The following is a 20012-nucleotide window of genomic DNA, read 5'->3' as shown; positions in this document are numbered from 1 at the left end:
TCGTGCAGTGCCAGTGGTTTCCGTGCCGATCCGGCCCCGGCTGATTGCCGTAGCGCTGACCGGCGTCGCAGTTCTGTTCGTCGCGTGCGGATGCGGATCGTCGTCGAAACCCGCGCCCGCGAGCACCTCGTCCGCCGCCGCGACCACCTCGCCGGCGCCGGCCGTCCATCCGCTCGACGAGCCCACCCTGCGCGGCATCGTCGAGTCGGTGGCGCGTCCGGCGTCGGTGCCGGGAGTCGTGGCCTTCGTCCGCACCGCCGCCGGCGAGGTCGGCACCTCCTACGGCACCCGGACCTTCGGCGGCGGCCCGGCGGTCACCGCGGCCGACCACGTGCGCATCGGATCGGTCACCAAGACCTGGACCGGCACCGTGATCCTGCAACAGGTCCAGGAACGCAAACTGGCCCTCGACGATCCGGTCTCGAAGTACCGGACCGATGTGCCCGGTGGCGGGGCGATCACCATCGCCCAGCTGCTCGATATGCGCAGCGGCCTCTACAACTACAGCGAGACCCGCGAACTGGCCGAGGCCATGGACGCCGACCCGGGCCGGGTGTGGCAGCCCGACGAACTGCTCGCCATGGCCTACGCGCACCCGCCGTATTTTCCACCGGGACAGGGCTATCACTACTCGAACACCAACACGATCCTGCTCGGGCTGATCGCCGAACAGCTGGACGGCAAACCGCTCGAGCAGATCATGCGGGACCGGCTCTTCGGTCCGCTCGGCCTGACCCAGAGCTCCTTCCCGGCGCGCACATCCGCGGCCATACCCGACCCGCACCCGCAGGGCTACATGTACGGCACCAACGTCTTGACCATGGGGACGCCGCCGGCGCTGCCGCCCGAGATGCAGGCCGAGGCCAAGGCGGGCAGGCTGCTGCCCGGTGATCGCACCGCGGACAATCCCTCCTGGGCGTGGGCCGCGGGCGCCGGAATCTCCACGGTCGGGGACCTGGCCACCTGGGCCGAGGCGCTCACCGAGGGCAAGGTCCTCGATGTCGACATGCAGAGCAAGCGCATGGGAAGTCTGCAAGCGACCGATCCGGCCAACCCGCCGGAGGCACCGCAATACGGCCTCGCCCTGGCGAAATTCGGTGCGCTGTACGGACATACGGGCGAACTGCCAGGCTTCAACACCTTCGCCGGATCCGATCCGGCCCACAAGGTGACCGTGGTGGTGTGGGCGAATCTGGAACCCACCGCCGACGGGAACGCGGCGGCGAGTGCGATCGCCAAGCAGATCATCGAGCATCTGTACGGGACGGGCGCACTGCCCGCCGGATCGGCGACCGTCTCGCCCGGCGCGACGAGTGCGGCCACCTCCACCGCCCCCGCTGCCACAACCCCGGCCACACCGACCTCGCTGTCACCGACCGTCGTGCCGACGCCCCCTAGGTGAGTCGATCGACACGCATGCAGCAACAGTTCGGCATCCGATGCCCGTATGTGTGCCTGCCGGTGCTGATGTCCAGTACCGTCGACGTGGTTACGAGTCGGCAAACACTGCGGCCGCTATTCGCGCGGCCCGTGCGCCCGTCGAACAGTGCGGGGTAACGAAGGAGGATCGAAGTGCTGCACACCGACATCCCGACCCGCCGCGAGATCGAAACCCTCGCCGAATGGACCGGCCCCTGGTCGGTGTCGATCTACCTGCCCACCGAGGCCGCCACCCCGAATCCGGAGGCGAACCGGATCGCCTTCTCCAATCAGATCCGGGAGGCGGTCGACCTGGTCACCGACAGCGACAGTCGCGCGGCCATCGCCGAACAGCTCGACGATCTGGCCGACGACGAGGACTTCTGGCGCTTCCAGTCACACACCCTGGTGGTGCACGTATCCCCGCAGCGCATGTGGACCTTCCGGATCCCGAACCGCCTCGGCGCGGCGGTCACCGTCGCGGACCGGTTTCTGCTCAAACCGTTGCTGCGGGCCGTCACCTTCCCGCAGACCGCGTTCGTGCTGGCGTTGGCCGAGGGGTCGGCACGGCTGGTCGAGGTGACCCCGGACCGGCCGGCCGAGGATGTCCGGGTGCCCGACATGCCGGGTAACGCCGCGGATTTCGCGCGGAAGGCCTCGATCGGCGATCGTTCGGCCAAGCGGCGGCTGACCGGCAGCGAAGGGAAGAAGGTACTGGTCCGCCAGTACGCGCGCGGTGTCGACCGCGCATTGCGCGACATTCTGTCCGGGCGCGACACCCCGCTGATCCTGGCGGCACCCGAGCCGATCGACGCGATCTACCGCTCGGTCGCCACCTACGCGGAACTACTCGAGGACGGAATACCCGGCAACCCGGAACATTTGTCGGATCAAGAGCTCGCCGACAAGGCCCGCCACATCCTCGACGGTCACTACGCGGCGCAACTGGCCGATCTGCGCCAGTTGTTCGACAAGCGCCGTGGCGAGGCGCGCGCCACCGCCGACCTCGCCGATATCGCTCGCGCGGCCTCCTTCGGCATCGTGCAGACGTTGCTGGTCGATATCGACACCGCCGTGCCCGGCTCGGTCGCTCCGGACACCGGCGCGATCGAATTCGGTCCCGCCTCCGAGACCGAGATACCGGGGATCCTCGACGAGATCGCCCGCCGCGCACTGCTTTCGGGCGCGCGGGTGCTGGCGGTGCGCGGGGCCGATATCCCGGACGAGGCCTCGGCCGCCGCCATCCTGCGCTATTCGATGTGAGCGTTCGTCACGCCAGAAACGGTGTGACCAGTTCCAGCAGCGCTTCGGGGCCGTCCAGTGGGACGATATGACCGCAATCCGGAATCACGTGCCCGACTACATCTTTCGCGATCGGCCTCAGCTGGCGATGCAGCGCGTCGCCGACCGAGCCCGCGCCCAGGGCGAGTGTCGGCACCGTCAGGCGCGCCGCCGCGGTCGCCTCGGCCAGCTGCCGGGCCGTCCGGGGAAGGGCACGGTAGTACTCGAAGCCGGCCCGCAACGCGTCCGCGCCGGTATAGGCGTTCAGAATGTGTGCTCGCAGAACGGGATCGATCGGCTCGTGCGGGACGCCGATCCGGAGGAACCAGTCGATGTAGTCGGGCTCGTGGCCGAGCAGGACGGTTTCGGCCAGGCCCGGCACCGAGTGGAAACCGAACCACCACGGCGGCCCGGCGGCCAGGAAATCCTCGGCGCCGGGAAGCGTGCCGAGCAGCGACTCCATCACCACCAGGCGGTCGACCCGATCGGGCCGGCGCAGGGCGGTCAGTACCGCGGCCGGCACCGAGGCGTCCACTGCCATGATCGAGGCGCGCTCGACGCCCACGTGGTCGAGCAGGCTCACGATATCGGCGGAGACGGTGGCGGCGTCGTACCCGCCGGCGGGGCGCTCGCTCTCACCGAGCCCGCGCAGATCCGGCGCGATGAGCCGGTGGGACCGCGCCAGCGCCGGTGCCACGCGATGCCAGATCGCGCGGGTGTGCGGCCAGCCGTGCAGCAGCACCAGCGGCGCGCCGGCTCCGGCGTCGGTCACCGCCAGTTCGACGGAATCGGTGGCGACGCGGACGGTTTCGGCGTTGAGCCACTGATCGTCGGACATGCGTGGGCTCCTTCGGTGACTGCCGGTGACAAGATCAACCGTAGGAGGTGGAGCGGCGGCCCGCCACCGGCACGGCTCGGACGGGCGTGCGATCGCCGAAGGAGTTGCGCGAGAACCTAGCCGTCGTGGGCTGTCGCCGTCATGGCGAGGTCGTCGATCGCCGCGATGAGGTGGCGGCGACTGTCGGCGGCGAGGGTCTGGAGTTGCTCGTCGCCGAGTGCGCGGGCCCAGATCGTCGGATCGACGGCTTCGACGACGACGGTCTCGCAGCGCTCACGCACGACCACCGGATGCGGCACGATCATGTCGGCCCGGTCGTCGTCCGCGAGTTCGGCCACGAGCAGGTTGCGACGGCAGACCTCCAGGATGGTGTGGTGTGCCAGGCGCCGGGTGCGGCCGTCGTACCGCGCGGTGTTCAGGTCCACCTCCGCGAGGATGGTGAAGCCGTTGGAGCGCAACGCGTTCCGGGTCCGATTCAGCGCCGTATCGAAGTCGGAGAGCACTCGGGTGACGATCGTCGGCGAGGGAGCCACGGGGAGCCGGATCTCGGTGACGAGCTGGCGCGGATCGCTCACCTCGTCGGGGCCGACGAGGTAGACCTCGGTCGGCGGGCCGACGACGCGGTAGGCGTTGCGATCCACCCACTCGGCCAGGCTCCGATAGGCGGCGCCGAGATCGCGGTATCCGCCGTGGTGGCAGGCGCGGGCCACCGTCGCGCCGGGGGTCACGAGCACTTCGGCACCCGAGGCCAGACTCAACTGCGCGGCGGGCTCGACCGGTACCCGGAAGTCGACGCTCGTCGCGCCCGCCGATCGTTCGGTGTCGGTGTAGGTGATCGCGGTCGGGCCGCTGGCGGTGAGGCCGGATCGGGCGACGGTCGCGAACAGTTCGCGCATACCGGCGGTGATGTCCTCACCGGGCCGATCCGCCCGGATCGCGCGAGGTAGTCGCAACAGGGCCTGCGGCGGCACTTCGCACACGTCCACCCGGTAGTCCATGTCGTCCTCTTTCTCGGTGTCTGCCTCGACAATGCCCGCGGCCACGCCGATGCGCGAGGGACCAAGGGCCTGTCCTGCCGGGACGAACGCGCGGTCTTCGCTCCGGTGGCGGGCCGCGGACGAAGGCGGCCCGTGGTAGCGACTTTCGGCCCTAGCTGGACGGTGACCGCAGCCGGACGATCGGAGCAGGCTCGGCAGCAGGAGGCGGCGATGAGCAGAGACCACAGGACCGAGCCGACGATCGTCGCGGCGGTCGACGGATCCGGTACCGCGCTGCAGGCGGTGCGGTGGGCGGCGGCCGAAGCGGCCGTGCGCCGGTGGGGATTGCGGATCCTGCTCTCCTCCGCCTCGGCGCCGCGCACCGGACTCAGCGCGATGGAGATCGTCGGCGGCCGGGAATGGTTGTACTGGAACGGCGAGGGCGTGTTGTCGGAGGCCGCGGCCATGGCCCGGCATGTGGCCGACGGCGTGGAGGTCACGACCGAACTGACCGCTGACCCGGTGATCGACACGCTGGTGGAGCGTTCGGCGCGCACGCCGATGATCGTGGTCGGCAGCCATGGCCGCGGAGCGGTCCGGCGGGCGCTGCTGGGCTCGGTCAGCTCAGCGGTCACCCGGCATGCCCGGTGCCCGGTCGCGGTCGTCCACCGCGAAAGCCTGTTCACCGTGGGCGAGGACGGGCGGCCGGTGGTGGTCGGCGTCGACGAGGAGGGCACCGCGGTCGGCTGTGCCTTCGAGGAGGCGGCGTTGCGCGGGGTCGGCCTGCAAGCGGTCCGGTGCTGCGATGACGACATCGGCGGGTTCGTCCTGGACGGGGAACTCCAGCAGTTCCGTGCGGACGAGACGCGGGCGCTGGACCGGCAATTGGATCCGTGGCACCGGAAGTATCCGGACGTCGCGCTGGAGTCGGAGGTCATGTTCGGCGGTCCCGCGCAGGTCCTGCTGGAACGAGCGGGCGACGCCCAGTTGCTGGTAGTGGGCCGGCACCGCTGGACCGGCCTGGTCGGAACCACGATGCGGTCCACGCGCGCCGCGGTCCTGCATCGCGCCCACTGCCCGACACTCGTGGTGCCGGAGCACGTGGTGCCGGAGTAGGTCCGTTCGCGATGCGTTTCCCGCTCCTAATCAACTGTGGGGCAACAACACTCGAAGCCCACGGCGTCGTTTCAGGCGGTCCGTCCGGAGTGCTGTCTCGCCGATCGGCGTGCGCGCTCGCCCGACGCTGAGCGCGACGCTCGCCGCTGTACCCGTCGACCGGTCCGTGGCGGGCGGGCCGGCGGCGCGTTCGGCGCGAAACTCGTTCACCGCCCCCAACCCGACCGACACCAGCCGGATGATCCCGATGACGACCGCCGATAGGGCCGGGGACCGGTGGCGGTGTGGGTGAGGACTTGTGTACCTTGCCGAGGCCCGCACGCGGGCGGAGGCTGGGGGAGTGCACCCTGACAAACCGGTGGCCGGGCCGGTGATCGACGCGCGTCGCTACGACGCGGTGATCTTCGATATGGACGGCGTGGTCACCGACACGGCGTCGATCCACGCCGCCGCGTGGACACAGGTCTTCGACGGATTCCTCGCCGCCCGCGAACCCGGGCCCGGCGAGAACTGCGCCCCGTTCACCGCCTCCGACTACCAGGACTACGTCGACGGCAAACCGCGCTACGACGGTGTCGCGGATTTCCTTGCCTCCCGGGCGATCTCACTGCCGCGAGGCGAGCCGTCGGATACGGCGGCCGACGGCACGATCTGCGGACTCGGAAACGGCAAGGACGAAATGTTCCTCGCCCGGATCGCCGAATCGGGAGTACCGGTGTTCTCCACCACGGTGGCCCTCGTCCGCCGCCTGCGCGCGGCGGGTGTGCGAACCGCGGTGTTCTCGGCCAGCCGCAATGCGGCCCAGGTGCTCGACGCCGCGGCGCTCGGGGACCTCTTCGCCGTCCGGGTGGACGGTGTCGTGGCCGAAGAACTCGAGCTGCCGGGGAAGCCGGATCCGGCCACCATGGTGCTGGCCACGCAGCGGCTGGGCGCCGAACCCGAGCGGACGGTCGTCGTCGAGGATGCCGAGGCCGGGGTGAGCGCCGGGCGGCGCGGCGGTTTCGGACTGGTGGTCGGCATCGAGCGCGCCGGAGATCCGGACCGGCTGCTGTGCACCGGAGCCGACGTGGTGGTCGCCGACGCCGAGGAGATTCGGGTGCGCAGTGGTTTTCGCCGCCTGTCGGAGATCGCGGACGCGCTGGCGTACTGGACGTCGATCGCCGACGCCGTCGAGGACGAGCACATCGCGGTGCTGCTGGATTTCGACGGCACGATCTCGGAGATCGTGCCCGATCCCGATGCGGCGATCCCGATCGAGGGTGTGCGCGCCACCTTGGCCACGCTGGCCGCGCGGTGTCCGGTCGCCGTGATCAGCGGTCGCGGACTCGACGATCTGCGCACGCGCGTGGGTGTGGCGGGCATCTGGTACGCCGGTAGCCACGGCTTCGAACTGATGGCGCCCGACGGCACCGAACACGTCCACGAGGGCGGTCCCAAGGCCGAACGCGCGCTGGTGCAGGCGGCAGCCGAACTCGCCGACCGGCTGAGCCGGATTCCCGGAGTGCTGATCGAGCCGAAGCGATTCGCGGTCGCCGTCCATCACCGCAGGGTCGCCGCCGATGCCGTGTCGACGGTCGTGGCCACCGTGCACGACATCGCCCGCGAGCAGGGACTGCGCGTGACCTCCGGCCGCAGGGTCACCGAATTGCGCCCCGACGTGGACTGGGACAAGGGGCGGGCCCTGCACTGGGTGCTGGATCTGGTGGGCCGCCCGGCGATGCCGGTGTACCTCGGCGACGATCTGACCGACGAGGACGCCTTCGACGCGATCCAGGTCACCGGGGTGCCGCTGGTGGTTCGCCACGGCGACACCGGCGACCGGCGCACCGCGGCGCGGTTCGCCCTCGACAGTCCCGTGCGCGCCGGCGAATTCCTGCAGCGGATGGCCGAATTGCTGACCGGGGAGAGCGACTGGGCGGTGGGACGCTCGTGGCTGCTCACCTACGACGGCTACGACCCCGACGCCGAGCGGCTGCGCGAAGCGTTGTGCGCGGTGGGCAACGGCTACCTCGTCACCCGCGCGGCGGCGCCGGAGACGCGCGCGGGAATCCACCACTATCCCGGCACCTATGTCGCGGGAATCTACAACCGGCTCGGCGACGATATCGGCGGGCGGCACGTCGAGAACGAGAGCCTGGTGAATCTGCCGAACTGGCTTCCCCTGACGTGGCGCATCGCCGACGACGCATGGTTCGATCTCGACGATGCCGAATTACTGGATTACACACAGCAATTCGATCTGCGCCAAGCGGTGCTCACCCGCCGGCTGCGCTGCCGCGACGCCGCCGGCCGGATCACGGCGGTGGTTCAGCGGCGTTTCGCGTCGATGGACTCACCCCACGCGTGCGCGATGCGAACCACCGTGACGCCCGAGAATTGGAGCGGGCCGCTCACCGTCCGGTCGGGTATCGACACATCGGTCCGCAACGCCGGAGTCGAGCGGTACCGCGACCTGTCCGGGACCCACCTGAGCGAGCTGCGCATCGATACCCCGGACGCCCACACCGCATCGACGCTGATGCGAACCACGCAGTCGCTGATCCCCGTGGCGGTGGCCACTCGGACCACGGTGACGTCGCAAGGGCAGCAGGTGGCCGGCTCGCCGCTCGCCGACGGTACGGCCGCCCACGATTTCGTCGTGCGCGCCGAGTCCGGGCATGACATCGTCGTCGACAAGACAGCGGCGGTGTTCACCGGCCGCGACCGCGCCATCTCCGCACCCGACGAGGCTGCCCTGCGCCTGCTCGACGAGGCGCCGGACCACGACGCGCTCCGCTCCGCGCACGCCGATGCCTGGGAGCATGTGTGGCGGCGGCTGCGCATCGATCTGGACGCCAGTGAGGAATCGGTGCGCGCGCTGCGACTGCACGTCCTGCAGGTGGCGCAGACACTGTCGCGCCATACCGCCGACCTCGACGCCGGGGTGCCCGCACGGGGTCTGCACGGCGAGGCCTACCGCGGGCACGTGTTCTGGGACGAGCTGTTCGTCCTGCCGGTGGTGAGCCTGCGCGATCCGGCGCTGACGCGAGAACTGTTGCGGTACCGCTACCGCCGCCTGCCGCAGGCGCGGGCCGCGGCACGCGCACAGGGCTGCCGCGGCGCCCTGTTCCCGTGGCAATCCGGCAGCGACGGCCGGGAGGAGAGTCAGCGCCTGCATCTGAATCCCCGTTCGGGACATTGGAATCCGGACGCCAGCGCTCGCGCGCAACATGCCGGTCCGGCGGTGGCCTACAACGTGTGGCACTACTACCAGGCCACCGGAGATCGGGCGTTTCTCGCCGAGTTCGGTGCCGAACTACTGGTGGAGATCGCCCGATTCTGGTCCGATCGGGCTACCTACGATCCCGCCGACGATCGGTATCACATCCGCGGTGTCATCGGACCCGACGAATTTCATTCCGGCTATCCCGGGCAGCCGTACGAGGGCATCGACGACAACGCCTACACCAATGTCATGGCCGTGTGGGTCATCCGGCGTGCCCTGGACGCGGTCGAACTGCTGCCGCCGCGGGTGCGGTCGGAACTGCTCGACCGCCTCGCGGTGCCTGCCGCCGAACCGGAACGCTGGGCCGAGGTCGCCGATCGGATGTTCGTACCCTTCCACGAGGGAGTGATCAGCCAGTTCGCCGGATACGACCGGCTCGCCGAACTGGACTGGGACGACTACCGGCGCCGCTACGGCGATACGAGCCGGCTCGACCGCATCCTCGAGGCCGAAGGTGACGACGTCGACCGGTATCGGGTGGCGAAACAGGCCGACGTGCTGATGCTGTTCTATCTGTTCTCGGCCGACGAACTGGGGCGGCTGTTCGCCGGGCTCGGCTACGACTTCGGTGGCCCGGACATTCCACGTACGGTCGACTACTACCTGGCCCGCACCTCGCACGGCTCGACCCTGAGCGCCGTCGTCCATGCCTGGGTGCTGGCCCGGGCGAACCGGGACCGCGCGATGGAATTCTTCGGCAGCGTGCTGGAATCCGATATCGCCGACATCCAGGGCGGCACCACGGCCGAGGGGATCCACCTGGGCGCGATGGCGGGCAGTATCGACCTGGTCCAGCGTTGCTTCACCGGACTCGAAACCCGCGACGACCGCCTGATCTTCGCGCCGTGCTGGCCACTTCAGCTGGGCACGCTGACCTTCGCGATCATCTACCACGGCCACCGCCTGACCGTGCGCATCGACGCCCGGCACCTCGAGGTCAGCTCCGATACGGACGGAGCGCGGTCGATCACGATCGAATGCCGCGGTCACACCGTCGTGCTGTCGACCGGGGAGAGCGTCACATTACCGGCGATCGACGAGCACTGACCGCACGCGGACACCGAACCGCCCGTGCGGAGGGTTAGGTGTGCAGTACTCGAATTATGCTGCGGTGGACTGGAACTCGGTGACCCGCCACCAATCGGTGCCACCTGCGGCGGCACCGGTCGCCGTCACCGGCAGATCGCGGCGGCGCAGGCCGGGCAGCACCCGATAATCGATCGACCCCGGGACACTGACGAGGGCCAGCACCCGCCACAGGGCGCGGGCGTAGGCGTCGGCGGACGCCGCCCCGTCCCATTCGTAGAGCCCGCGGTACGCGCCGCGTTGATCGTGCGCCAGCCACAATTTGGTGATCAGGCCCGGGAATCCGGCGAAGAGCACGGTATTGAGGATGCTTTCGCGACGGAACCACGCATGCCCGCGTCCGTGGACGCCTCGCAACTCGAAACGCACCAGCAGCACACACGGTTCGGGCGACGGGATCCGATCGATCGCGGTTTCCCGGTACACGTAGGCCGAGGTTCCGTCACCGAAACTCAGCCACGCTCCCACATTCCGCGACGGGCAGCGAATGCGGTGCCGGGCCAGCAGGCCGGCGGTCGTGACCACGCACCGGGCGACCGCGCGGAATGCCGTCGCGCTCGGCAGTGGTGTCGGGGTGCCGGTGGTGGTCACGGTGCCTTGCCCCCGATCGGGACGGGCTCGGCGACACGGTGAGCTTCGGCGCGTTCCTTGATGCCGCGCAACATCTTCTGCTCCATCACCAGACTGCCCGGTTCCAGGAAGAACGTGTCGAACAGCCGCAGCACGGGCGAGGCGCCGGGCGTCGCGATCCGGTTGCGGCTGACCAGCCGAGTGCCTTCCGGGCACGGATACAGTCCGAACGCCCAGACCCAGTTGCTGTCGTCGGTGCGGAATACCAGCGCTCGTTCGGGTTCGAGCACCGCGACCCGGGCCGGGGTGCTGTCGGAATTCACGGTGATGGCGTCACCGACGGCGAGTTGTCGGAACTGCGGCAGGATGGACCGGGCGCTGTGCACGTCGATGCCCAGGAGCCGGTCGATCCAGTCGTAGCTGTAGATTCCGCCGCGTTGCGGCCCGAACTGCACGAGCCAGGGCCAGACCGCGGCGGGTTCGGCCTCGATCGTGATCGCTCGCGTCGAGAGCATGTCGGGAAGCAGGAGCAGGTCGTCGCCCGGCATGCGCCGGCGCACCTCCTCCGCCGTCGCGCCCCAGCTCAGACACCACCGGCGGGCGAAGAGCCGGTAGCCGGTGGCGAGCCCGCCCAGAAACGATGCGATACCGACCGCGGCAGCGGCACCCCGACGAGCCGCCGAATGTTCAGTCCTTGTCATCGTCCTGCTTCCCCTCGGCCGAGCGCACCACCATGACGGGGCATTTCGCATGCTGGACAAGGGAATTGGACACCGATCCCAGCAGCAGCCCGCGGAAGCTGCCGCGGCCGTGGCTGCCGACGACGATGAGCTGCGCGGATTCGCTCCACCGCTGCAGATGGGCAGCGGGCTCGGCCATGCTGATGTGGCGGCGCACCCGGACATCCGGATACTTCTCCTGCCAGCCGGCCAGTCGTTCCGCGAGGATCGCTTCCTCGTTCACCTCGATATCCGACATCGGGAACCAGGTGTACGGGTCGCCGACGAACGAGCCGAACGTCAGATCGCTCCACGCGTGCACGGCGACCAGTTCGGCGCCGCGTTCGGCGGCTTCCTCGAATGCGGCGGCCACCGCGGCCTCGCTGAGCGGGCTGCCGTCGACGCCGACCACGACCGGGCCGGTGTCGCGCGGTCGTGGCTGCCCCTCGGACTCGGTGCGTACCACCACGACCGGGCCCTCGGCGTGACTGGTGACCGACAGCAGGATCGAACCGATATGGGTGCCGAAGCCGCCGGCGCCCTCTGCGCCCAGCGCGACCAGATATCCGGTGGCGCTGTGCCGCAACAGCATTCGCGCCGGATGCTCCGAGGACACCTCCGTGCTGACCTGGACCTCGGGCAGAGTGCCGCGCACGGCCAGAGCCTCGCGGGCGACCAGTGCGGCGCCATGGGCGCGCAGGCGCTCCAGCACCGCCGGCTCGGACAGGTCGTAATTGTTGAACACCCGGCTCGCGCTGGGCACGTCCAGTCCGTAGGCGATGCGCAGGTCGCGTCCTCGATCGCGGGCGACCTCGGCCGCCCACAGCAGCGCGGTGCGGGCACCGGCCGACCCGTCGACACCGACCACGATCGGGGCGGAGGCGAGATGGTGCGCGTCGTCCGCGTACCGAGAGCTCATCGGTATGTCCTTTCACCCGGATCGATCCGCCGCGCGGATGCGCCGCTCATGATTCGATCTCCTCGGTTTTGATATGCAGTCCCAATGCCGCCACGGCGATGCCGAGGACGAGATACAGCGGCTGCGCCCAGTTCAGGGCGTGAAGCACGGCCATCTCGGCGAGCAGCCAGCAGATCAGCAGCAAGCCGCTGATCACCGCGGCCGTGGCGACGCGCCGATCACCGGTGAGGGCTCCGCCCGCGGTGACCGCCATCGGTATACCGACGACCAGCGCGAAGGCCACCGCACCCGCGGCCACTCCGGGCCAGGCCGGTGCGCTGTGGAGCGACGTGCTCACCCGCAGACCGGCGATCAGCGCGACCGCGAGCGTGAAAACGCTCGCCGCGACCGCGCCGGCGGACGCGGCCAGCAGCACGTGCCAGCGCCCGACGCCGTCGCCACGAGTGATTCCTGCCATACCCCGACTTTTCCCGACACCGGGGAAGCGCCACCAGGGCCTTTGGTCCCGCACTGCCGTCACGAGGGTCCACCGGAGCCGGCGGGCTCGGCGACCGGCCGACCACCACGGCGACTGCCGACCGTCACGACTGTCCGAAGACTCGGCGTTCCGGTGACTTTCGGCCGTGCCCCGCCGGCCGCCCGGGGCGCGATGCTGAGTGCGATACCGCACCAGCGAAAGGGCGACAGACCATGGGCACGTTCAGCGGTCGCAGTGCGATCGTCACCGGCGGCGCACGGGGCATCGGTGCCGCCGTCGCGGCCGAACTCGCCAAGGAGGGGCTCGGCGTGGTGATCGCCGATCTCCTCGAACGCGACGGCACCGCCACGGCCACGGCCTTGGGCGCCGGCGCGATCTTCCGCCGCCTCGACGTCGCCGACGAGGATGCCTGGCAACGGGTGATCGCCGACGCGGAGGCCACGTTCGGTCCGCTGGCGGTCCTGGTGAACAACGCCGGCATCGTCGATTTCGGCGGCGTGGACACCGAGCCGCCGACGATGTTCCGCCACGTTCTGGACGTCAATTTGTACGGCTCGTGGCTGGGCATGCACCTGGCCGGTCCGCGCCTGCGGGAAGCCGGAGGCGGAGTGGTGGTCAACATCTCCTCGACCGCCGGCCTGATGGGGTACGCGGGCCTGGGCGCCTACGTCGCCAGCAAATGGGGGTTACGCGGACTGACCAAGGCGGCGGCTCTCGAATGGGGACCGTCGAACATCCGGGTCTGCTCGGTGCATCCCGGCCCGATCCGCACAGCGATGACCGCCGACATGGACGAAACCGTGACCGCCGCACAACCCCTGGCGCGTTTCGGAGAACCCGAAGAGGTCGCCGCCATGGTCCGGTTCATCGTCGCCGAGGCGACGTTCTCCACCGGATCGGAATTCGTGGTGGACGGCGGCGCCACGACGGGTCAAGTGCTGAATCTGCCTGCCGCGGTAAAAGATCGATGATCATGACGAGACATCCGGACTACGACACCCTGATGACGGCGGTGGGCCTGGCGGTGCGCGCGCCGTCGGTGCACAACAGTCAGCCATGGTTGTGGCGCATCGGGGACGACGCCGTCCAGCTCTACGCCGACACCACCCGGCAACTGCCGCAGACCGACCCCGACCAGCGCGATCTGATCGTGAGTTGCGGTGCGGCACTGCATCATCTGCGGGTCGCGGCCGCGGCGCTGGGCTGGGCGACGGTGGTGCACCGGGTGCCGAACCCGGCGGTGCCGGAGCACCTGGCGGCCGTGGAATTCCGGCCTGCCCCCACGACGGCCGAAGCGGTCGGCCTCTCCCGCGCGATCCCGCTGCGCCACAGCGACCGCCGCCACTACACCTCCTGGGAGGTACCCGACATCCACATCGGCGCCTTGACGGCCGCCGCGGCGGCGAACGGTGTGCTGGTCCGCGATGTGGTCGCCGACGGTGACCGGGTGCGGTTGCTGCACGCCTTCGAACGCGCCGCTGCGGTGCACAACGCCGACGCCGCCTACCGCGCCGAATTGGCGCGCTGGAGCGGTCATCACGCGACTCCCGACGGTGTTCCGGCCCGGAGTGCGGTCGCCGCGACCGATGCGTCGTCCCGCCCGTTCGGCGATCCCCGGCTACCGGAGGCGGTCGTCCGCGATATCGCCGACGCCGATCACATGCTCGTGCTCTACACCGCGGGAGACGACCGGGTGAGCCGGCTGCGCGCCGGGGAGGCGACCAGCGCGATCCTGCTGGCCGCGACCACATTCGGATTGGCGACCTGCCCGCTCAGCGAGCCGCTCGAAATCCCCGAGGTGCGCACGGACCTGCGTACCGACCTGCTCGACGACAGCGGATATCCGCAGATGATCATCCGAACCGGCTGGGCCGCAACCAGTTCCCCGCTGTCACCGACACCGCGACGCGCGCTCGACGACGTCGTGACCCGGCTGTGAGGAGATGACGTCATGACGCGGTATCCGTCGTTGGCTCTGCGCGCGTGGCGCACCGGTCCCTGGGCGGCGAATCGGCTGATGCGGCCGTCGGACCGGATCGAGGCCGTCATCCGGATCCTGGCCGTCGTCGTGGTTCTCGCCGCGGTGCCGATCTGCGCGGCGATGGGTACGGCCCGTTACACCGATGCCGCCGTGCAGATTCGCGGCGAGAACGCCGCGAAGACGGCGGTTATTGCCACGATCGTCACCGATCCGGTCCGTACGACGGCGACATCGATGGACGTGTCCGCCGATCGCTACGAAGCCACCGTTCGGTGGACACACGACGGGCGATCCGGCGAAGCCACGACCACCGTGGCCGCGGTGGCACATCCCGGGCAGCGGCTGACCATGTGGCTGGCCCCCGACGGCCGCCCGACCGCCGCGCCGCTGCCCGCCGACACCGCCGCCATGCGCGGCGTCGGGCTGGGAATGGCCACGTTCGTCGAAATCTGTTTCGCCACAGCGGCACTGGTATGGCTGACGGGCTGGGCCTTCGGCGTGCGGCGTCGCGGCGACTGGGGCAGGGAATGGCGAAAGATCAGCCGCCCCATAGGAACTCCGTAAACACACGATTCACGAGGAGAACATCATGACCGAGCATCCCGCCGTACCGCAGCGGCACATCGATCGGCCGATCGTCGCCGCGGTCGACGGCTCGGCCGTCGGTTATCACGCGGCCGCCTGGGCCGCCGCCGATGCCGCACTGCGCGACTGCCGCCTGCATCTGGTCACTTCGATCTCGGTGGCGGGCGGGCTTGGGCCCGCCCCGATCCTCACCGAGGACGATATGAGCTGGCTGCGCGTGGACGCGGAACGCGTCCTCGTCGAGGCCGCCCGCATCGCCCGCGCCGCGACACCGGACCGTACGCCGGTGATCACCACCGAGATCACCACCGAAGCCGTGATCGGGCATCTGATCGCACAGTCGGATCATGCGGAGGGGATTGTGGTGGGCAGCCGTGGCCTGGGCGCCATCCGGCGTGGTCTGCTGGGGTCGGTGTCCTCGGCGATCATCCGGCACGCGAATTGCCCGGTGACCGTGGTGCATTCGATGTCGGCGACCGATGCCGTCACCGCGGTGAAGCCGGTTCTGGTCGGCGTCGACGGCACGGCGAACAGCGTGCCCGCGCTCGAACTCGCCTTCGAGGAGGCCTCACGGCGCACTGTCGGATTGGTGGTGCTGCACGCGTGGAGCGACCGCAGCAGCGGCCTCGATCCGGCGATCGTCGGCTGGGACGCGATCCGGGAATCCGAGGACGCGGTGCTGGCCGAGAATCTGGCCGGATACTCCGAACGGTATCCGGAGGTGAAGGTGCGTCGCGAAATGGTGCTCGACCGGCCGGTGCGCTCCCTGCTCGACGCGTCGGAGAACGCGCAGCTGGTGGTCGTCGGCAGCCACGGCCGCGGCGGATTCACCGGAATGCTCCTCGGCTCCACCAGCGCGGCATTGGTGCAGTCGGTGGAATGCCCCATCACCGTGGTGCGGCAACCGGCCGAATAGATTGCGTCGCACCGGGTTCGGTGGCAGTCGGCGGGAGTGGTCAGCTCAGCGGAGCCGACCACTCCAGACGAGTACCCGGCGGCTGCGAACCCGCCGCGCCGGCCTCGGTGCGGAAGGTCCCGCCCAGCGACCGCGCGCGCTCGGCGAGATTGGTCAGGCCGCTGGGGGTGATGTTGTCGCCGATACCGCAGCCGTCGTCGGTGACGGTGATCGTCAGGTCGTCGCCGACGCCGATCACGACCTCGAGCGTCGTGGCGCCGGCGTAGCGGACCGCGTTGCTGACCGCTTCGCGCACAACGGCTTCCGCGTGGTCGGCAAGCTGCGAACCCACCACCGACAGCGGTCCGGCCACCCGCAGCGAGCTGCGGATCGGGGTGTCGCCGCACTGCTGGCGGATCGCCTCCTCGAGGCGCTGGCGCAAGCGCGTGCTGGTGCCGCCGTGCAGATCGAAGATGGAGGTGCGAATCTCCTGCACCACATCCTGTAGGCCGTCGATCGCTTCGGTGAGCCGGACCTTGACCTCGGGAACGCGGGTGCGCGGCACCGCTCCCTGCAGCGACAGGCCGATCGCGAACAATCGCTGGATGACGTGATCATGGAGATCTCGGGCGATCCGGTCCCGGTCGGCGAGTACGTCGAGTTCACGGACGCGCTGCTGGGTTGTCGCCAGCTGCATGGCCAGCGCGGCCTGGTCGGCGAAAGCGGCCGCCAACTCCAGCATCTCGTCGTCGTAGGGCGCGGTGTCCTTCGCGCGGACGGCGATGAGAATCCCCTGCGGGGTATCGCGCGTGTGCAGGGGGACCAGCAGCACGGGCCCGCCGGTGGGGAACAATGCGGCGAAGTCGAGGTCGCTCACGTCGTCGAACCGCAGCGGCTTGCGGTCGGTGAAGGCCGCGCCGATCGTGCCGGTGACGTCGAGGGAACGTCCTGCGGCGTCGGTTCGTTCGCCCGAGGACTGCTCGACGATGAGTTCGGTGACCTCTTCGGCAGGTACGTCGGTGTCGGTGACCGTGGCGAGCAGCACCCATTCCGAGCCGGTCAGCACCCGCACATGGTCGACCAGATGCGCCAGCACGCTGTCCGGCTCGTCGGCGGCGAGAAATTCGGTGGTCAGATCGCGGGTGGCCTCGATCCATGCCTGCCGGTTGCGGGCGGCCTCGTAGAGCCGCGCGTTCTCGATGGCGATACCCGCGGCGGCGGCGAGCGCTTGCACGATCAGCTCGTCGTCCTCGGTGAATTGCTGACCGCCGGCCTTCTCGGTGAGGTACAGGTTGCCGAAGGTCTCGTTGCGGATATGTACCGGAACGCCGAGGAAGGTGCGCATCGGAGGATGGTGGGCCGGGAAGCCGACCGAGGACGGATGACGAGCGAGATCCTCGAGCCGGATCGGTGTCTGCTGGGTGAACAGCATGCCCAGCACGCCGTGTCCCTCGGGCAGATCGCCGATGAGCCGGCGGGTCGGCTCATCGATGCCCTCGTAGACGAACTGTTGCAGGTGCTCGTCGTGGCCGCGCACCCCGAGTGCGCCGTATTGCGCATCGACCAGGCTGATCGCCGCGTGCACGATGGTGCGCAGGGTCTCGGCCAGGTCGAGTCCCGCGGTGACCGACAACATGGCCTCGACCAGACCATCCATCCGATCCCGCGAATCCATGATCTCGTCGACGCGGTCGCGCACCTCGGCGAGCAGCTCGCGCAGCCGAAGCTGTGAGAGCGTATCGCGCACCGAGTAGGAACCGGTTCGCTCGTCGTCGGGCATGTCGTCAGTCCTGCTCTCCACCGTCCGAATGCGCGAAACGTCGGTGTTTACGCTTGTTGAGAGCCTACCGCTCCGGTTGCGGGGTGCGACAGGGAACAGCGGGCCGGGCAGTGACTCGCCCGGTCGCCCGGCGGTCGGCCCGCGACGGGGCCGATGTCGTGCCGCGGCACTCACCGTCGCGACCGGGGCCGGACCGATACGGCGGTTACGGCGATGTGGTGGTGCTGGGTGAGGGCGGTACGTCGCCGTGCCGATGGACCGCCTGCTGGATCCGGGATCGCGGCGGGCGGCCGACACGGCAGGCAGCGTCACCGGCCGATGAACGTCAGCACCTCGTCGACGCCGCGGCGCGGGGTCGAAGGCGGGATCGGCTCGTCCGTCGGAGAATTGCCGATGCGGACCAGGACCTGCGGGAAGTCGTGATGCGGGAGCAGCGCGGCCAGGGCTCGACGACCCGCCGGCACCTCCGTGAGGTGGGTGACCGGGCAGGTTCCCAGTCCCGTGGCGGTGCATTCGAGCAGTACCGCGGACAGTGCCTCCCCGGTGCGGAGCCAGTACTGCCGCGCATCCTCCGGCGAGCTGATCGCGACCAGCCGGGCGTGATCGAGGCGTCCCGCGCGGCGCTGCGAATGCGGCGCCGACGGGAATGCTCGGGCGACGTCGACTCGCGAGAGTTCGGCGTCGGAGATCAGACCGCTGGCGGGGATGCCTTCGGAGGCGTCGAAATGACCTGCCCACCAGTGCAATTCATCCTGATACATCCAGTCGTCACGGCGAGCCGCCGCGGCGGCGCGCGAGATCGCGGCGACCCGGGGGCGGATGTCGTCGGCGAATTCGTCGAAGTCGAGGTCGTGCGGGGTGACGAGAGCGCGCAGCCTCGGCGCCACTTGCTCCCAGTGCCGGGGCGCGTCCATCGGCAGCCGGTCGGCATATCGGTGGGTGATGGCCGCCGCGCGATGCGGGATTCCGTTCGGCGGGTCGCCCCACGGCCGGAATTCGAGGACCGCCATGAGGCCGGGCCGCTGCGGATCGGGCATCCGCACGATATCGGTATGCCAGTCCCGGGCGGCGAAGGCGGTGCGGGCGTGATGCAGTACCGTGCCGCAGCTGATCACCTGCTCGCGGCCGTGCGGGTCCGCGCCGGCGAGGACGCGATCCGGATCGGTGTACAAGAGCAGCTGATGCCGATCGAATATCCAGCGCCAGGGTTGAGTGTTGTGGACCGAGGGTGCTCGCTGCGCCAGCTCGACCACTGCCGCGACCGTCCGGTCGTCGGGCGCGTCGACGATTGTCGAATGCTTTGCCGTGGTCATGGTGTCCAGTCTCACAACCCCGAGGCGATCCGAATACGGGCATTGATCCCGCCCGGTGGGGCCGATGGTCACCGGCGGTCAGGGCTACTCCGCGGCGCTACGCGAATGCAGTTTGGTGGCGTAGACGGCCGCCTGGGTGCGCCGCTGCATACCGAGTTTGGCCAGCAGCCGCGACACGTAGTTCTTGACGGTCTTCTCGGCGAGGAACATGCGGTCGGCGATCTCGCGGTTGGTGAGGCCCTCGCCGAGCAGATCGAGCAGTTTGCGTTCCTGCTCGGTCAGCGTCGCCAGTGGGCCGTCGGGCTCGGTGCCGTGGCGCAGCTGCTCCATCAGTGCGGCGGCGGCGCGGTTGTCCAGCAGCGATTTCCCGGCGCCGACGTCCTTGACGGCGCGGGCCAGCTCCATCCCTTTGATGTCCTTGACCACATAACCGCTGGCACCGGCCAGAATGGCGTCGAGCATCGCGTGCTCGTCGGTGAAGGAGGTGAGGATCAGGCAGCGCAGGCCGTCGACCTTCGACAGCAGCTCCCGGCACAGCTCGATGCCGTTCCCGTCGGGCAGGCGGACATCGAGCACCGCGACATCGGGCCGCAAGGCGGGGATGCGAGCGAGGGCCTGCGACACCGATCCCGCCTCACCGATGACCGACAACTCCGGGTCGCCGTCGAGCAGGTCGCTCAGCCCGCGGCGGACGATTTCGTGGTCGTCGACCAGGAACACCTTGATCATGGCGAGTGCGTCCAATCGGAGAAGCGGTGAATGTACCCACCATAATCGCCCGATCAGCGAC

Annotated in this window: 17 protein-coding genes; 8 read left to right on the top strand and 9 right to left on the bottom strand. The window is 69.7% G+C overall.

Annotated features, from left to right (window positions below):
- Nucleotides 1-7 precede the first annotated feature (7 nt).
- Nucleotides 8-1402, top strand: a complete 1395-nt coding sequence (locus NMI01S_RS29735; protein ID WP_084513380.1) for a serine hydrolase domain-containing protein — start codon at nt 8-10, stop codon at nt 1400-1402.
- Nucleotides 1403-1572: 170 nt separating this feature from the next.
- Nucleotides 1573-2682, top strand: coding sequence for a baeRF11 domain-containing protein (locus NMI01S_RS29730; RefSeq protein WP_063002017.1), 1110 nt, complete (start codon nt 1573-1575; stop codon nt 2680-2682).
- A gap of 7 nt (nt 2683-2689) precedes the next feature.
- On the opposite strand, the gene NMI01S_RS29725 is transcribed toward NMI01S_RS29730, so the two are convergent.
- A complete protein-coding gene (locus NMI01S_RS29725; RefSeq protein WP_063002016.1) occupies nt 2690-3538 on the bottom strand; it encodes an alpha/beta fold hydrolase in 849 nt (282 codons plus the stop codon).
- Nucleotides 3539-3654: 116 nt separating this feature from the next.
- Entirely contained in the window at nt 3655-4536 is an 882-nt protein-coding gene (locus tag NMI01S_RS29720; RefSeq protein ID WP_157126433.1) for a DUF302 domain-containing protein, read from the bottom strand.
- A gap of 210 nt (nt 4537-4746) precedes the next feature.
- Here NMI01S_RS29720 and NMI01S_RS29715 point away from each other — a divergent pair, with 210 nt between their 5' ends.
- Both NMI01S_RS29715 and otsB read left to right on the top strand, forming a co-directional pair.
- Entirely contained in the window at nt 4747-5631 is an 885-nt protein-coding gene (locus NMI01S_RS29715; protein ID WP_063920907.1) for a universal stress protein, read from the top strand.
- A 340-nt stretch (nt 5632-5971) separates the two neighbouring features.
- Nucleotides 5972-9943: a trehalose-phosphatase gene (gene otsB, locus NMI01S_RS29710; RefSeq protein WP_281186785.1), complete on the top strand. Its 3972-nt coding sequence runs from the start codon at nt 5972-5974 to the stop codon at nt 9941-9943.
- 54 nt (nt 9944-9997) lie between these two features.
- On the opposite strand, the gene NMI01S_RS29705 is transcribed toward otsB, so the two are convergent.
- From NMI01S_RS29705 to NMI01S_RS29690, 4 genes are read right to left on the bottom strand one after another with little or no spacing between them, the layout of a single operon-like run.
- Nucleotides 9998-10573, bottom strand: coding sequence for a hypothetical protein (locus NMI01S_RS29705; RefSeq protein ID WP_063002013.1), 576 nt, complete (start codon nt 10571-10573; stop codon nt 9998-10000).
- Nucleotides 10570-11253 carry a hypothetical protein gene (locus tag NMI01S_RS29700; RefSeq protein WP_063002012.1) on the bottom strand — a complete coding sequence of 228 codons (684 nt, stop codon included), beginning with the start codon at nt 11251-11253 and terminating at the stop codon, nt 10570-10572. The genes NMI01S_RS29705 and NMI01S_RS29700 overlap by 4 nt, the downstream gene beginning before the upstream one ends.
- The gene (locus tag NMI01S_RS29695) at nt 11240-12190 is read right to left on the bottom strand and encodes a universal stress protein (RefSeq protein WP_063002011.1); all 951 of its coding nucleotides are present in this window, start codon (nt 12188-12190) and stop codon (nt 11240-11242) included. Before NMI01S_RS29695 ends, NMI01S_RS29700 begins: the two co-directional genes overlap by 14 nt.
- Before the next feature lie 46 nt (nt 12191-12236).
- Entirely contained in the window at nt 12237-12647 is a 411-nt protein-coding gene (locus NMI01S_RS29690) for a hypothetical protein (protein WP_063002010.1), read from the bottom strand.
- Between the two features lie 233 nt (nt 12648-12880).
- On the opposite strand from NMI01S_RS29690, the gene NMI01S_RS29685 reads away from it, so the two are divergent.
- From NMI01S_RS29685 to NMI01S_RS29670, 4 genes are read left to right on the top strand one after another with little or no spacing between them, the layout of a single operon-like run.
- Entirely contained in the window at nt 12881-13639 is a 759-nt protein-coding gene (locus tag NMI01S_RS29685) for an SDR family NAD(P)-dependent oxidoreductase (RefSeq protein ID WP_063002009.1), read from the top strand.
- A gap of 2 nt (nt 13640-13641) precedes the next feature.
- A complete protein-coding gene (locus NMI01S_RS29680) occupies nt 13642-14607 on the top strand; it encodes an Acg family FMN-binding oxidoreductase (RefSeq protein WP_063002008.1) in 966 nt (321 codons plus the stop codon).
- 12 nt (nt 14608-14619) lie between these two features.
- Entirely contained in the window at nt 14620-15213 is a 594-nt protein-coding gene (locus NMI01S_RS29675; RefSeq protein WP_063002007.1) for an Rv1733c family protein, read from the top strand.
- Between the two features lie 25 nt (nt 15214-15238).
- Nucleotides 15239-16150: a universal stress protein gene (locus tag NMI01S_RS29670; protein WP_063002006.1), complete on the top strand. Its 912-nt coding sequence runs from the start codon at nt 15239-15241 to the stop codon at nt 16148-16150.
- Nucleotides 16151-16190: 40 nt separating this feature from the next.
- On the opposite strand, the gene NMI01S_RS29665 is transcribed toward NMI01S_RS29670, so the two are convergent.
- From NMI01S_RS29665 to NMI01S_RS29655, 3 genes are all read right to left on the bottom strand, one after another.
- Nucleotides 16191-17909: a GAF domain-containing sensor histidine kinase gene (locus NMI01S_RS29665; RefSeq protein ID WP_063002005.1), complete on the bottom strand. Its 1719-nt coding sequence runs from the start codon at nt 17907-17909 to the stop codon at nt 16191-16193.
- Nucleotides 17910-18217: 308 nt separating this feature from the next.
- A complete protein-coding gene (locus NMI01S_RS29660; protein WP_063002004.1) occupies nt 18218-19222 on the bottom strand; it encodes an Acg family FMN-binding oxidoreductase in 1005 nt (334 codons plus the stop codon).
- Between the two features lie 84 nt (nt 19223-19306).
- Nucleotides 19307-19951 carry a response regulator gene (locus NMI01S_RS29655; RefSeq protein ID WP_063002003.1) on the bottom strand — a complete coding sequence of 215 codons (645 nt, stop codon included), beginning with the start codon at nt 19949-19951 and terminating at the stop codon, nt 19307-19309.
- Nucleotides 19952-20012: the final 61 nt, after the last annotated feature.

This window comes from Nocardia mikamii NBRC 108933 (assembly GCF_001613505.1).
Classification (GTDB): Bacteria; Actinomycetota; Actinomycetes; order Mycobacteriales; family Mycobacteriaceae; genus Nocardia; species Nocardia mikamii.
This window is presented reverse-complemented; position numbering and strand designations above follow the sequence as displayed.

Coding starts and splice junctions, on each gene's coding strand:
- NMI01S_RS29725 (WP_063002016.1), bottom strand. CDS start 3,538: ATGTCCGACGATCAGTGGCTCAACGCCGAAACCGTCCGCGTCGCCACC.
- NMI01S_RS29720 (WP_157126433.1), bottom strand. CDS start 4,536: ATGGACTACCGGGTGGACGTGTGCGAAGTGCCGCCGCAGGCCCTGTTG.
- NMI01S_RS29715 (WP_063920907.1), top strand. CDS start 4,747: ATGAGCAGAGACCACAGGACCGAGCCGACGATCGTCGCGGCGGTCGAC.
- NMI01S_RS29700 (WP_063002012.1), bottom strand. CDS start 11,253: ATGACAAGGACTGAACATTCGGCGGCTCGTCGGGGTGCCGCTGCCGCG.
- NMI01S_RS29695 (WP_063002011.1), bottom strand. CDS start 12,190: ATGAGCTCTCGGTACGCGGACGACGCGCACCATCTCGCCTCCGCCCCG.
- NMI01S_RS29690 (WP_063002010.1), bottom strand. CDS start 12,647: ATGGCAGGAATCACTCGTGGCGACGGCGTCGGGCGCTGGCACGTGCTG.
- NMI01S_RS29685 (WP_063002009.1), top strand. CDS start 12,881: ATGGGCACGTTCAGCGGTCGCAGTGCGATCGTCACCGGCGGCGCACGG.
- NMI01S_RS29680 (WP_063002008.1), top strand. CDS start 13,642: ATGACGAGACATCCGGACTACGACACCCTGATGACGGCGGTGGGCCTG.
- NMI01S_RS29675 (WP_063002007.1), top strand. CDS start 14,620: ATGACGCGGTATCCGTCGTTGGCTCTGCGCGCGTGGCGCACCGGTCCC.
- NMI01S_RS29670 (WP_063002006.1), top strand. CDS start 15,239: ATGACCGAGCATCCCGCCGTACCGCAGCGGCACATCGATCGGCCGATC.
- NMI01S_RS29665 (WP_063002005.1), bottom strand. CDS start 17,909: ATGCCCGACGACGAGCGAACCGGTTCCTACTCGGTGCGCGATACGCTC.
- NMI01S_RS29660 (WP_063002004.1), bottom strand. CDS start 19,222: ATGACCACGGCAAAGCATTCGACAATCGTCGACGCGCCCGACGACCGG.
- NMI01S_RS29655 (WP_063002003.1), bottom strand. CDS start 19,951: ATGATCAAGGTGTTCCTGGTCGACGACCACGAAATCGTCCGCCGCGGG.